Annotated in this window: 11 protein-coding genes; 6 read left to right on the top strand and 5 right to left on the bottom strand. The window is 64.6% G+C overall.

Annotated elements, in window-relative coordinates:
* Positions 1 to 145 precede the first annotated feature (145 nt).
* Both NLM15_RS01260 and NLM15_RS01255 read left to right on the top strand, forming a co-directional pair.
* On the top strand, positions 146 to 715 hold the full coding sequence (locus tag NLM15_RS01260; protein WP_254114838.1) for a L,D-transpeptidase: 570 nt from the start codon (positions 146 to 148) through the stop codon (positions 713 to 715).
* A gap of 6 nt (positions 716 to 721) precedes the next feature.
* A complete protein-coding gene (locus NLM15_RS01255) occupies positions 722 to 1507 on the top strand; it encodes a 2-keto-4-pentenoate hydratase (RefSeq protein ID WP_254114837.1) in 786 nt (261 codons plus the stop codon).
* Positions 1508 to 1642: 135 nt separating this feature from the next.
* Here NLM15_RS01255 and NLM15_RS01250 read toward each other — a convergent pair whose 3' ends face one another.
* Complete coding sequence (locus tag NLM15_RS01250; protein WP_254114836.1) at positions 1643 to 2332, bottom strand: YggS family pyridoxal phosphate-dependent enzyme; 690 nt, start codon at positions 2330 to 2332, stop codon at positions 1643 to 1645.
* A gap of 109 nt (positions 2333 to 2441) precedes the next feature.
* Between NLM15_RS01250 and NLM15_RS01245 the strand changes: the two genes are divergently transcribed.
* Positions 2442 to 4145, top strand: a complete 1704-nt coding sequence (locus tag NLM15_RS01245) for a diguanylate cyclase domain-containing protein (protein WP_254114835.1) — start codon at positions 2442 to 2444, stop codon at positions 4143 to 4145.
* Here the strand turns inward: NLM15_RS01245 and NLM15_RS01240 are convergent.
* Complete coding sequence (locus NLM15_RS01240; protein WP_254124116.1) at positions 4142 to 5188, bottom strand: GGDEF domain-containing protein; 1047 nt, start codon at positions 5186 to 5188, stop codon at positions 4142 to 4144. The genes NLM15_RS01245 and NLM15_RS01240 overlap by 4 nt on opposite strands.
* A 191-nt stretch (positions 5189 to 5379) precedes the next feature.
* On the opposite strand from NLM15_RS01240, the gene leuS reads away from it, so the two are divergent.
* From leuS to holA, 3 genes are all read left to right on the top strand, one after another.
* Positions 5380 to 8004: a leucine--tRNA ligase gene (gene leuS, locus NLM15_RS01235; protein WP_254114834.1), complete on the top strand. Its 2625-nt coding sequence runs from the start codon at positions 5380 to 5382 to the stop codon at positions 8002 to 8004.
* Positions 7991 to 8542 (top strand): LPS assembly lipoprotein LptE, encoded by a 552-nt coding sequence (gene lptE / locus NLM15_RS01230; RefSeq protein WP_254114833.1) that lies wholly within the window; start codon positions 7991 to 7993, stop codon positions 8540 to 8542. Before leuS ends, lptE begins: the two co-directional genes overlap by 14 nt.
* Positions 8543 to 8650: 108 nt before the next feature.
* A complete protein-coding gene (holA, locus tag NLM15_RS01225) occupies positions 8651 to 9679 on the top strand; it encodes a DNA polymerase III subunit delta (RefSeq protein ID WP_254114832.1) in 1029 nt (342 codons plus the stop codon).
* A gap of 285 nt (positions 9680 to 9964) precedes the next feature.
* Here the strand turns inward: holA and NLM15_RS01220 are convergent, their stop codons facing one another.
* The 3 genes from NLM15_RS01220 to rsmG form a co-directional block, all read right to left on the bottom strand.
* On the bottom strand, positions 9965 to 10852 hold the full coding sequence (locus NLM15_RS01220) for a ParB/RepB/Spo0J family partition protein (protein WP_254114831.1): 888 nt from the start codon (positions 10850 to 10852) through the stop codon (positions 9965 to 9967).
* A gap of 137 nt (positions 10853 to 10989) precedes the next feature.
* Complete coding sequence (locus NLM15_RS01215) at positions 10990 to 11859, bottom strand: ParA family protein (protein ID WP_254114830.1); 870 nt, start codon at positions 11857 to 11859, stop codon at positions 10990 to 10992.
* A 31-nt stretch (positions 11860 to 11890) separates the two neighbouring features.
* Positions 11891 to 12532, bottom strand: coding sequence for a 16S rRNA (guanine(527)-N(7))-methyltransferase RsmG (rsmG, locus tag NLM15_RS01210; protein WP_254124115.1), 642 nt, complete (start codon positions 12530 to 12532; stop codon positions 11891 to 11893).
* Positions 12533 to 12662: the final 130 nt, after the last annotated feature.

Below are 12662 nucleotides of genomic sequence, written 5' to 3'. Positions count from 1 at the left end.
GGAAGTTTAGGGGGGTCGCTGTTATTATTGTTGTTCGTGATGAAGTAGTGGGCTGTTACCGATTCACAAGCCAGAACCACTCTAACTCAAAATTGCAGGGCGTTTTGATGAATGTCCTGTAATGAATTCGACATCGCACGTTCAGATGAAAAACAAAGCTGCATCAGTTAGTTACACCAGGAATCGTGGCTCCGGACCGCTCCGAGCGATCCACGTTAAGCCTGCGGCCGGGAATCCGCGCCGGGGCTGGCTGACGGCCGGCGCCCTGACGATTCCGGTGGCGCTGGGGCGGGGCGGAATCCTGGCGAACAAGCGCGAGGGCGATGGCGGCACCCCGAGGGGCAGCTTCCGCCCCAGGCAATTATGGTGGCGGGGCGACCGCCACAGCCGCCCGCAGACCTTTCTTCCGGCCCGGACCATCGGCGACACGGACGCCTGGTGCGAGGACCCGGGAGATCGCCACTACAATCAGGCGATCCGGCTCGGGCCGGAGCAGGGCGGTGACCGGCTCAAGCGGGCCGACCATCTCTATGACTTCATCATCGAAATCGACCACAACACCCGGCCGCGCATCGCCGGCCGCGGCAGCGCGGTGTTCCTGCATCTGGCGCGCGACAATTTCGGGCCGACCGCAGGCTGCGTCTCCATGACCAAGGCAGCCATGCTGCAATTGCTGCGGCGGCTTGGACCACGAACAAGAATCATCATCGGGTGAGGGCACATGCTCGACAAGGATCGGATCGCCGCCGCTTCGCAGGTCTTCGTCAAACATTGGCGCGACGGCAGCAAGTTTGATGCGCTGGAGCCGCGGTTGCGGCCGCAGAGCCGCACCGAGGGCTATGCGATCCAGGCCGCGCTCGAAACGCAAGCGCTCGGACAATTGTTCGGCTGGAAGATCGCGGCAACGAGCGAGTCCGGACAGAAGCATATCAACGTCACGGGACCGCTGGCCGGTCGCATCATGAGCGACACCGTGATCGCCGATGGCGGCACGGCCCCGATGAAAGGCATCGCGATGCGCGTCGGCGAGCCCGAATTCGCGTTCCGCATGGGGCGCGATCTGCCGCCGCGGTCCGCGCCTTACAGCGTTGAGGAGGTCCTCGCCGCCGTCGACACTTTCCATCCCGCAATCGAGATTCCCGATTCGCGCTTTGTCGATTTCGCCGGCGCCGGCGAGGCGCAGCTCATCGCCGACAATGCCTGCGCGCATCTGTTCGTGCTAGGTGCCGCGACGACTGCGGACTGGCGCGCCATTGATCTCGTCGAGGAGCGGCCGCAGATCATGCTGCGCGGCCAGCACTATCTCGGCCACGGCAAGAACGTGCTCGGCGATCCCCGTGTTGCCCTGGCCTGGCTTGCCAACGAGCTGCGCGGGCTCGGCATCACGTTGCGGGCAGGGGAGGTGGTGACAACGGGCACGTGCCATCCGCCGCTGCCGATCCAGGCCGGCGATCACTTTGCGGTGGATTTTGGCGCGCTGGGGAAGGTGTCGGTGGGGTTCGCTTAGCCACCGCCGTCATTGCGAGGAGCCCTTGCGACGAAGCAATCCAGACTGCCTCCGCGGAAGGATTCTGGATTGCTTCGCTACGCTCGCAATGACGAATTCGAGAGCCTTCGTGCGGCTCAGCCTTCGCCAGCGGCTTCACCGATGCCCGAAGATCGCGCTCCCCACGCGGACATGCGTGGCTCCGAGCATGATGGCGTTCGCGAAATCCGCGCTCATGCCCATCGAAAGCTTCTTCAAACCATTGCGCTCCGCGATCTTGGCCGTCAGCGCGAAATGCGCCGCCGGCGGCTCGTCGACCGGCGGGATGCACATCAGCCCGGAGATCGTCAGTCCATAGGTGTCGCGGCAACTGGCAATGAAGGCATCGGCCTCGCCGGGAGCGATACCGGCCTTCTGCGGCTCCTCGCCGACATTGATCTGGACGAACAGTTCCGGGTGCTTGTTCTGGGATTCGATTTCCTTGGCTAACGCTTGGCAAATGCTCGGGCGGTCGACCGAATGGATGGCATCGAACAGTGCAACCGCCTCCTTCGCCTTGTTGGATTGCAGCGGCCCGATCAGATGCAGCGCGATGCCGGAATAAGCGGACGTTAACGCCGGCCACTTGCCTTTGGCCTCCTGCACGCGGTTTTCGCCGAATACGCGCTGTCCGGCGATGATTACCGGCATAATTGCATCCGCGGCAAAAGTCTTGGACACCGCGATCAGCGTCACGGAGGCGCGATCGCGCCGGGCTTCCTTGCAGGCGCGAGCAATTTCGGCTTCGACCGCGGCGAGCGCGTTTGGTGAATCGCCGGTTACCGGCACGGCGTTGTTTTCTGTCATGACGTCGGATCGGACCGGATTGTTGCGGAGCTAGTTCTAATTTTACCGAGTTCAAGAAAGAGTTTTTGAACCCTTCGCTTTACCTTGGCCCATGGGGTGGGCAGCGAAGATGGCAAACGTCAGTTTCAACCGCAAACGAGCGAAACTCAAGCAGGTTCTCGGTATCCGGGCACGGCTTGCGTTGCTCGCGGTGATTCTGGTGACGCCCTTGATGTTCGAGCGCATCCGTTCGCTCGAGGACACGCGCGCACGGCAGATCGCGCAGGCCGCGACTGAATTCACCACCATTGCAAGACACAGCGCCGATGCGCAGCGCGAAGTGATCTCGTCGGTCGAGACCATCCTCAAATCTGAAGCCTTCATCCGCGCCTCCGCCGGCGGCATCAGCAAGAGCTGCGACGTGCTGCGCGCGAGCCTGCCGTCGAACCTTCCCTGGATCCGCACGCTGTTGATCGCCGGCCAGGACGGACGCATCCAGTGCGCCACCAACAACATGTATGTCGGCCTCGACCTCAGCGACCGGCCTTACTTCCAGCAGGCGCAGGAAACCGGCCGCTTTGTGCTGAGCGACTTCATCCTGTCGCGGCCGGTGCCGTCACCGACCGTGATGGCCGTTTATCCAGTGTCCGCGTTCAGCGGTGTGCCGGATGCCGTCGTGCTCGCCACCGTGAACCTCGACTGGATGTCGAAGGTCATGAGCAATCTCGGCGGCCGCGCCGGCATCACCGCCGTGCTGGTCGACAGCGCCGGCACGGTGCTGGCCGCACCGGCTGACCAGCACAGCACGATCGGCCGCCCGCTCGACAACATGCCGCTGATGTCCGCGATCGCCGACAGGGCGCTGCGTTCGGACCAGGACGAGGGCTCGCTCTCTTTCCTAGCCGCTGACGGCTCGCGCCGCGCGGTCAGCTATATCCGCATCGCCGGCACCAATGCCCGCCTGATCGCCAGTATCGACGAGGACAAGGTGTCCGCGGCGGTCAGCCGCGACATTCGCACCGCCTATCTCCAGCTCGCTTTCGTCGTCCTGTTCGTCCTGCTCGGCGCGTTGATCGCTGCCGAGAAGCTCGTGATCAAGCCGATCGAGATGCTGGCCGACATGGCCAAGCGCCTCGGCGAGGGCGACCTCTCGGCGCGCGCCGCGCGCAACCGCCTGCCGGCCGAGTTCGTGCCGCTGGCCCGCGCGTTCAACGCCATGGCCGCGCAGCTCAGCCAGCGCGAGCGCGAGCTGATCGCGAGCAACGACCGCCTGACCGTGATGGCCTCGATCGACATGCTGTCGGGCCTCGCCAATCGCCGCGGCTTCCAGAGCCGGCTCGACTTCGAATGGATGCGCGCGCAGCAATATGGCAGCGATCTCGCGCTGCTGATGATCGACGTCGATCACTTCAAGCTCTTCAACGACACCTATGGCCATCTCGAGGGTGATTCCTGCCTGACCAGGCTCGGCGAATCGTTGTCCGGCATCGCCGCCGACACGATGGGCTTTGCGGCGCGCTATGGCGGCGAGGAGTTCTGCCTGTTGCTGCCGAACACCGATGTGAACCGCGCCGTCGAGATCGGCGAGCAGGTGCGCGCGGCCGTGCTGAAGCTGTGCCTGCCGCACATCACCTCGGCCCACATGATCGTCACCGTCTCGATCGGCGTCGCCGCGGCGCGGCCCAACGAGACGCTGCGTCCCGGCGATCTCATCGAAGCCGCCGACGCCGCGCTCTACGCCGCAAAACACCGCGGCCGCAACAACGTCGTCGAGCACGGCGTGCAGGCGATCGAGAGCGGCTCGGCCGACATGATGATGGCGGCTAGCGCCTAGCCCGCAGCTCCGGCACGATCGAGCTCGACTTCCGTCACAACACGATTTCGGCCACCGCCCTTGGCGAGATAGAGCGCGCGGTCGCAACGCTCGATGAGATCGGTGATCGCCTCGCCCGCACGGTACTGCGCCACGCCGATCGACACGCTGATGCCGGGCAGGGTCTCGCCGGTCGAGCGGCGCGTGATCGTGCATTCGGCGATCGCGTACCTGATGCGCTCGGCGATCCCGGCGCACGTGGCGAGATCGGCATCCGGCAGCACGGCGATAAGCTCCTCGCCGCCATAGCGGGCCGGCAGATCCTGCTCGCGAACTTTTTCGCGCAACACTTTTGCCATCAACCGCAGCACCTGGTCGCCGACGCCATGGCCGAAATTGTCGTTGAAGGTCTTGAAGTGGTCGATGTCGAGCAAGAGCACGCTGAGCGGCTCGCCCCAATCCGCGGTCGCCTGCGCCTTGCGCAGGAATTCATCGAGCGCCCGCCGGTTGGCGAGGCCCGTCAGCGTATCGGTCCGGGCGCTCTCCTCGGACTTGGACAGCGAGTCGCGGATCACGTCGAGCTCGCGGGTCTTTTCCAAAAAGCCCGCCTCGAGCCGGGTCGCCCGTGTGGCGGCACGGCTCAATTCATTCATGAGCTGGGCGACCAGCACCTTCGGATCGACGCCGGCCTTGCCCTGATCGGCGACCTCGCTGATCGCCTGCATCTGGAAATGATTGTCGGCGATCGCCGTCGCCAGAAACTCCTTCGCCACCCCCATGAGGGCATGCAGCCGCTCGGACGTCTTGGAGGCGACGACGCCCGCCCGGGGCGCGACATAGGTCTCGAACAGATCCTGATTGATCCTGGCGTCGAAGGGACGGCTGTGGTCGATCAGGAGGTCAATCGCGTTGCGCAGGTCGTCATGGGTGCCGGCGAAATAGTGGAACCAGACCGCAAAATTGGTCGGCGTCGGCGGAATTCGCTGCTCGGCCATGCTCCGCACCGCCCGTCCGGCGATGGACGCGGCATAGTCGTAATCGAGATCGTCGAAGCCTGAATCCATCGCCTGGCGGGTGCTGTTGGCGGCCAACCTCGCACCGACCCCTTAACCCGATCCCAATAGGCCGCTCCGTACTTTTGCGGAGCAGCATTGCGGGGCGCCGCCGCGAGCGGCAACCCATTGACCCCTTAAGGACTTCTATGGCCTAGTCCGCCGTCTTTAGACGGCCGAATCCACGAAAACCCAACGATTCCATGACCTCCGAACGCTACAACGCCCGCGACGCCGAACCGCGCTGGCAGGCTACCTGGGACCAACAGGCGATCTTCGTCTCGAAGAACGACGACTCGCGGCCGAAATACTACGTCCTGGAGATGTTCCCCTACCCGTCCGGGCGCATCCATATCGGCCATGTCCGCAATTACACGCTCGGCGACGTGCTGGCCCGCTTCATGCGCGCCAAGGGGTTCAACGTCCTGCACCCGATGGGCTGGGACGCGTTCGGCCTGCCGGCCGAGAACGCCGCCATCGAGCGCAAGGTCGCGCCGAAGGCCTGGACCTACGACAACATCGCCGCGATGAAGAAGCAGCTCCGCTCGATCGGGCTGTCGCTGGACTGGTCACGCGAATTCGCGACCTGCGATCCCAGCTATTACAAGCATCAGCAGAAGATGTTTCTGGACATGCTCGGCGCGGGCCTCGCCGAGCGCGAGAAGCGCAAGCTCAACTGGGATCCGGTCGACATGACCGTGCTCGCCAACGAGCAGGTGATCGACGGCCGCGGCTGGCGTTCGGGTGCGATCGTCGAACAGCGCGAGATGAGCCAGTGGGTCTTCAAGATCACGAAGTACTCGCAGGAGCTGCTGTCGGCGCTGGATACGCTGGATCGCTGGCCCGACAAGGTTCGGCTGATGCAGCGCAACTGGATCGGCCGCTCCGAGGGCCTGCTGGTCCGCTTCGCGCTGGATCAGGCGACCACGCCGGCCGGCGAGAGCGAGCTGAAGATTTTCACGACGCGTCCCGATACGCTGTTCGGCGCGAAGTTCATGGCGATCTCGTCGGATCATCCGCTGGCGCAAGCGGCCGCCGCGAAGAACCCTGAGCTCGCGAAGTTCATCGCCGACATCAAGAAGATCGGCACCGCGCAGGAGATCATCGATACCGCGGAGAAGCAGGGCTTCGACACCGGCATCCGCGCTGTGCATCCGTTCGACCCGAGCTGGAAGCTGCCGGTCTATGTCGCCAACTTCGTGCTGATGGAATACGGCACCGGCGCGATCTTCGGCTGCCCCGCGCACGACCAGCGCGACCTCGACTTCGTCAACAAGTACAATCTCGGCAACACGCCGGTGGTGTGCCCCGAGGGCCAGGATCCAAAGACCTTCGTGATCACCGACACCGCCTATGACGGTGACGGCCGCATGATCAATTCGCGCTTCCTCGACGGCATGACCATCGAGCAGGCCAAGGACGAGGTCGCAAAACGCCTGGAAAACGAGCTGCGCGGCAACGCGCCGGTCGGCGAGCGTCAGGTCAATTTCCGCCTGCGCGACTGGGGCATTTCGCGCCAGCGCTATTGGGGCTGCCCGATTCCCGTCATCCACTGCCCGAAATGCGATGTGGTGCCGGTGCCGGATGCGGACCTGCCGGTGACGCTGCCTGATGATGCGACCTTCGACAAGCCGGGCAACGCGCTCGACCATCACCCGACCTGGAAGCACGTCACCTGCCCGAAATGCGGCGGCAAGGCGCAGCGCGAAACCGACACCATGGATACCTTCGTGGATTCGTCCTGGTATTTTGCGCGCTTCACCGACCCCTGGAACGAGAGCGCGCCGACGACGCCTGCCGTCGCCAACCGGATGCTGCCGGTCGACCAGTATATCGGCGGCGTCGAGCACGCGATCCTGCATCTGCTTTACAGCCGCTTCTTCACCCGCGCGATGAAGGCGACCGGCCACATTGCGCTGGACGAGCCGTTCGCCGGCATGTTCACCCAGGGCATGGTGGTGCACGAGACCTACCAGAAGGCCGACGGCACCTATGTGCAGCCGGCCGAGGTGAAGATCGAAATCGGCGGCAATGGCAGGCGCGCGACGCTGCTGACGTCAGGCGAAGACATCCAGATCGGTCCGATCGAGAAGATGTCGAAGTCGAAGAAGAACACGGTCGATCCCGACGACATCATCGAGACTTATGGTGCCGACGTCGCCCGCTGGTTCATGCTGTCGGACTCCCCACCCGACCGCGACGTGATCTGGAGCGACGAGCGCGTCCAGGGCGCCTCGCGCTTCGTGCAGCGGCTATGGCGGCTGGTGAACGATGCGGTGGAACTCGGCAAGACCGCGCCGGCGGCCCGGCCGGCCTCTTTCGGTCCGGATGCCACGGCTTTGCGCAAGGCGGCCCATGGCGCGCTGGACAAGGTCACCACCGGCGTCGAGCGGCTGCACTTCAACGTCTGCCTCGCCCACATCCGCGAATTCGCCAACGCGTTTTCGGAGGTGCTCCAGCGCCCCGGCCAGCCGGCCGCCGACTTGGCCTGGGCGATCCGGGAGGCCAGCCAGATCCTGGTCCAGCTGTTCTCCCCGATGATGCCGCATCTGGCCGAGGAGTGCTGGCAGGTTCTGGGGCACTCCGGGCTGGTTTCGGAGGCCAATTGGCCCCAAATCGAACGCGATTTGCTGGTTGAAGACAGCGTGACCTTGGTGGTTCAGGTCAATGGCAAGAAACGGGGCGAGGTCACAGTTGCAACAGCGGCCCAGAATCCGGAAATCGAGGCTGCCGTTTTGGCCCTCGATGCGGTAAAACTGGCCCTGGACGGTAAGCCCGTCCGCAAGGTGATTATCGTCCCCAAGAGGATCGTGAATGTTGTCGGCTAGGATCCGCATCGCAGCCCGCTTGCTGGCGGTTGCCGCATTGGCGGCGCTGACGGCTGGCTGCTTCCAGCCGATGTATGCCGAGCGTACCGACGGTACCCCCGGCCTGCGCGAGAAGCTGATGGGGGTCGACCTCCCGCCGATCTCCAAGGCGAATGCCTCCCGCGAAGCCCGCGTCGGCGTCGAGGTCCGCAATGCCCTGGCCTTCAAGCTTTACGGCACGGCGACCGGCATGCCGCCGACGCACCGCCTCGAGATTCGCTTCACGAGCAACAAGTCGTCGCTGATCGTCGATCCCAATACCGGCCTGCCGACCAGCGAGAATTACGGCATCGACGCCCAGTACAATCTGGTCGAGGTCGTCAGCGGCAAGTCGGTGATGACCGGCACCACCTTCTCGCGCGTGTCCTATGACATGCCCGGCTCCTACCAGCGCTTCTCCCGCAACCGCGCCTTGCGCGATGCTGAGGACCGTGCCGCCAACGAGATCGCCGAGAACATCACGACCCGGCTCGCCTCGTTCTTCACCGCCGGCACGTAACTACCTCTGTCATTCCGGGGCACGCGAAGCGTGAACCCGGAATCTCGATCCATAATCTTCAGATTCCGGGTTCGCGCTGCGCGCGCCCCGGAATGACAATCAGGCCCGATGGTCGCGCTGCGCGGAAAAGAGATCGACGCCTTCCTCGCCCGTCCCGACGGGGGCCGACCGATCATCCTGCTCTACGGTCCCGATGCCGGCCTCGTGCGCGAGCGCGCCGATGCACTGATTGCCTCCGCCGTCGACGACCCCAATGATCCCTTCTCGCTCGTGAAGCTCGACGGCGACGAGCTCTCCGCCGAGCCGTCGCGGCTCGTCGACGAGGCCATGACGGTGCCGTTGTTCGGCGGCCGCCGCGCCATCCGTATCCGTGCCGGCTCGCGCAGCTTTGCCAGCGGGGTCGACACCCTGGCGGAGATGAACGTGAAGGATTGCCGCATCGTGATCGAGGCCGGCGAGCTGCGTCCGGAATCGCCGCTGCGCAAGGCCTGCGAGAAGGCCAAGACGGCCGTCGCGATCGGCTGCTATCCCGACACCGAGCGCGACCTTGCCAGGCTGATGGAGGACGAGCTCCGCATCGCCAATTTGCGCATCACGCAGGATGCCCGCGCGGCGCTGATGTCGTTCCTCGGCGGCGACCGCCAGGCCTCGCGCAACGAGCTGCGCAAGCTGACGCTCTATGCCCATGGCAAAGGCGAGATCACGCTGGACGATGTGATGTCCGTGGTCGCGGACGCGTCCGAGCTGAAGCTGGATCCGATCGTCGATGGCGCCTTCGCCGGCCGGCCCGACATCGTCGAGACCGAGTTCGCAAAGGCCATGATCGCCGGCACCTACCCCGGTGTGATCATCTCGGCCGCGCAGCGCCAGGCGGCATGGCTGCACAAATCCGCTCTCGCGATTGCCGATGGCACGCCGGCCTCCGCCGTGCTCGACGGCGGCTTTCCCCGCCTGCATTTTTCACGAAAGCCCGCGGTCGAAACGGCGCTGCGAAATTTCAGCGTGCCGCGGCTCGCCGCCATCATCGAGCAGCTCGCCACCGCCGCGCTCGACACCCGCAAGCAATCCACCCTCGCCGCCGCCATCGCCCAGCGCACGCTGATGGCAATCGCCGCGAATGCGAAGCGGCGGGGTTAAGCTCGGACTCTCCCACGTCGTGGGGCATGCCCCTCTCCCCTCGTCATTGCGAGGAGCGCAAGCGACGAAGCAATCCAGAGTCTCTCCGCGGAAAGATTCTGGATTGCTTCGCTGCGCTCGCAATGACGATGTGGAAGCAGAAGCGCGTCGCAATGACGGCTATAGTTCCTCATCCTGAGGAGCGCGCTCTAGCGCGCGTCTCGAAGGATGAAGGCCCGGGCCCTCGACCTTCGAGACGCCGCTTCGCGGCTCCTTAGGGTGAGGGTGAGACAGTGCGAGTGAGGACTAGAGCACGCCCTTCGCCAGCCGCTTCATCACCTCGTCGAGCTGATCGAGGTTGCGGTAGTTGATCTGGACGGAGCCGCCGGGGTCGCGGTGATTGACGGTGACCTTGAGCCCGAGCGCATCGCTGACACGCTTCTCCAGATCGATCGTGTCGGGGTCCTTTTCCTTGCCGGCAGTGGCGCGCGCCTTCTGCGGCTTGCGCTCCGGCACGCCCTCTTCATGTGCCAGCGCCTCGGCCTGGCGGACGTTGAGGCCCTCCTCGACGATGCGCTTGGCGGCCGCGAGCGGATCGGGCACGCCGATCAGCGCACGGGCGTGACCGGCCGACAGCTCGCCGCTCGTGATCAAGGCCTGCACCTCGGCCGGCAGTTTCGTCAGCCGCATCATGTTGGCGATGTGGCTGCGGCTCTTGCCGACGACTTTTGCGATGTCGTCCTGGCTGCGTTTGAACTCGTTGGCGAGTGCGTGATAGCCCAGCGCCTCTTCCATCGGGTTGAGGTCTTCGCGCTGAACGTTCTCGACGATCGCGAATTCCAGCGCATCGCTGTCGCTGATGTCGACCGGGACGATCGGTACCTCATGCAGGCCGGCCATCTGCGAGGCGCGCCAACGCCGTTCGCCGGCGATGATCTCGTAGCGATCCTGCGCGCCCTTCACCGGACGCACCACGATCGGCTGGATCACGCCGTGCTGCCTGATCGAATCGGAGAGCTCCTTGAGCTCGGTCTCCGAAAACGTGCGGCGCGGGTTGCGCGGATTGGGCTTGATGAATTCGATCGGCACCTTGCGCTGCGCGCGCGGACGATCGACGTGCTGAGCCTCGCCGCCGACATCGCCGATCAGACTCGCAAGACCCCGGCCCAGTCGCGAACGCGCTTCGTCGGCCATCGCCAGCTCCCTTGGATTCACGGTGCAGCACTCCAGAACTGAATTGTCGTAGGGTGGGCAAAGCGTAGCGTGCCCACCAGTTTTGTGCGGAAGATGGTGGGCACGGCGAAGACGCCTTTGCCCACCCTACGGCATCGTCAATGCGTGACGCGCAGCTCGCGCTCGCGCTGGATCACTTCGGTGGCGAGCCGCAAGTAAGCTTCGCTGCCGACGCATTTGAGATCGTAGACCAGGACCGGCTTGCCGTAGGACGGCGCTTCCGAGATGCGCACGTTGCGCGGGATCATGGTCTTGTAGACCTTCTCGCCCATGAACTGACGGACGTCGGCGACGACCTGGTTCGAGAGGTTGTTGCGCGAGTCGAACATGGTCAGCACGATGCCGTGGATCGACAGGTTCGGATTGAGCGTCGAGCGCACCTGCTCCACGGTCTGGAGCAATTGCGACAGACCTTCGAGCGCGAAGAACTCGCACTGCAGCGGCACCAGGATCGCGTCGGAGGCGGCCATCGCGTTCACCGTGAGCAGGTTTAGCGAGGGCGGGCAGTCGATCAGCACATAGGTGTAATCGGCATCCGGCGAGACGTTGTTGTTGAGCGCGCCGATGGCGTCGCGCAGCTTGAACGCGCGACCGGGCGTGGTGCCGAGCTCGAGCTCGAGGCCGGAGAGATCCATGGTCGAGGGCGCGATGTGCAGCCGCGGCACCGCGGTCGAAACAACTGCCTCGCGCAGCGGGGCTTCACCGATCAGCACGTCGTAGGTCGAGCAGGAGCGGTTGCGGCGATCGATGCCGAGGCCGGTCGAGGCGTTGCCCTGCGGATCGAGATCGACGATCAGGACGCGCTCGCCGATCGCAGCGAGTGCCGTGCCAAGATTAATCGCCGTGGTTGTTTTTCCCACGCCGCCCTTCTGATTCGCCAGCGCCAAGATGCGCGGGTGGCCCTGCGGGACCTCAGCGGTCTGTTCCTGGGCGGTCTGTTCTTGCTGCGGCTCGTCAATCACGCTCATCGCAAATTCCCCAATCAACCCCTGGAACGACTCACCCGCGCCGTTCGACGGACGTCAGCTCGACGATCCAACCGTCACCTGTCCGACTCTGGTGAAGCTGCGGCTGAATACTCCAATATTTAGCGGCTTCGGTCAATTCAGCCTCTACATCTTGACCCTTCAGAAACAACGCTTTTGCGCCCTGGCGCATCAGCGGCTCCGCAAAGCCGATGAGTTGATGTAGCGGAGCGAGCGCGCGCGCGGTGACGCAATCGACGGGGCCGGTGATTCTATCCACATTATCCCCGATCTCAGCCAGATGTACGACTCCCGGAGATGTGGTGACGCGGATCGCTTCGCGCAGAAAGGCGGCTTTCTTGGCGATTCGCTCGACGAGATGGACGCTGGTATCAGGCGTCTCGGCCATGGCGCAGGCGAGCACGACGCCGGGAAAGCCGCCACCGCTGCCGAGGTCAGCCCAGCGTTTGGCCGAAGGCGCGAGAGCCACGAGCTGGAGCGAGTCGGCGATGTGCCGGGTCCAGAGATGAGGCAAGGTCGAGGGCGCGACCAAATTGGTCTTGGCCTGCCACGCCCTGAGCAGCGTGATGTAGTGATCAAGCCGGGCTTCGGTTTCACGTGAAACGGGCGCGAGCTTGAGGGCCGCGACCTTGTCCGCGGCGATGATCGAATCCAGCGCCTGATCGTTGGCGCTGGCCTTGTCGAACTTCGGCCCGGCCGGCGGCTGCTCGGTTCGCCGAGCGGCGCCCTTACCCGCTCCGGGTCGTCGCGATAGCGGTCTATCCCCGCCCGATCCGCGCTGTTTC

Origin of the sequence: Bradyrhizobium sp. CCGB20 (assembly GCF_024199855.1) — a bacterium.
Taxonomy (GTDB): domain Bacteria; phylum Pseudomonadota; class Alphaproteobacteria; order Rhizobiales; family Xanthobacteraceae; genus Bradyrhizobium.
This window is presented reverse-complemented; position numbering and strand designations above follow the sequence as displayed.

Coding starts and splice junctions, on each gene's coding strand:
- lptE (WP_254114833.1), top strand. CDS start 7,991: ATGTTGTCGGCTAGGATCCGCATCGCAGCCCGCTTGCTGGCGGTTGCC.
- NLM15_RS01220 (WP_254114831.1), bottom strand. CDS start 10,852: ATGGCCGACGAAGCGCGTTCGCGACTGGGCCGGGGTCTTGCGAGTCTG.
- holA (WP_254114832.1), top strand. CDS start 8,651: ATGGTCGCGCTGCGCGGAAAAGAGATCGACGCCTTCCTCGCCCGTCCC.
- NLM15_RS01250 (WP_254114836.1), bottom strand. CDS start 2,332: ATGACAGAAAACAACGCCGTGCCGGTAACCGGCGATTCACCAAACGCG.
- NLM15_RS01260 (WP_254114838.1), top strand. CDS start 146: ATGAAAAACAAAGCTGCATCAGTTAGTTACACCAGGAATCGTGGCTCC.
- NLM15_RS01240 (WP_254124116.1), bottom strand. CDS start 5,188: ATGGATTCAGGCTTCGACGATCTCGATTACGACTATGCCGCGTCCATC.
- NLM15_RS01245 (WP_254114835.1), top strand. CDS start 2,442: ATGGCAAACGTCAGTTTCAACCGCAAACGAGCGAAACTCAAGCAGGTT.
- leuS (WP_254114834.1), top strand. CDS start 5,380: ATGACCTCCGAACGCTACAACGCCCGCGACGCCGAACCGCGCTGGCAG.
- NLM15_RS01255 (WP_254114837.1), top strand. CDS start 722: ATGCTCGACAAGGATCGGATCGCCGCCGCTTCGCAGGTCTTCGTCAAA.
- NLM15_RS01215 (WP_254114830.1), bottom strand. CDS start 11,859: ATGAGCGTGATTGACGAGCCGCAGCAAGAACAGACCGCCCAGGAACAG.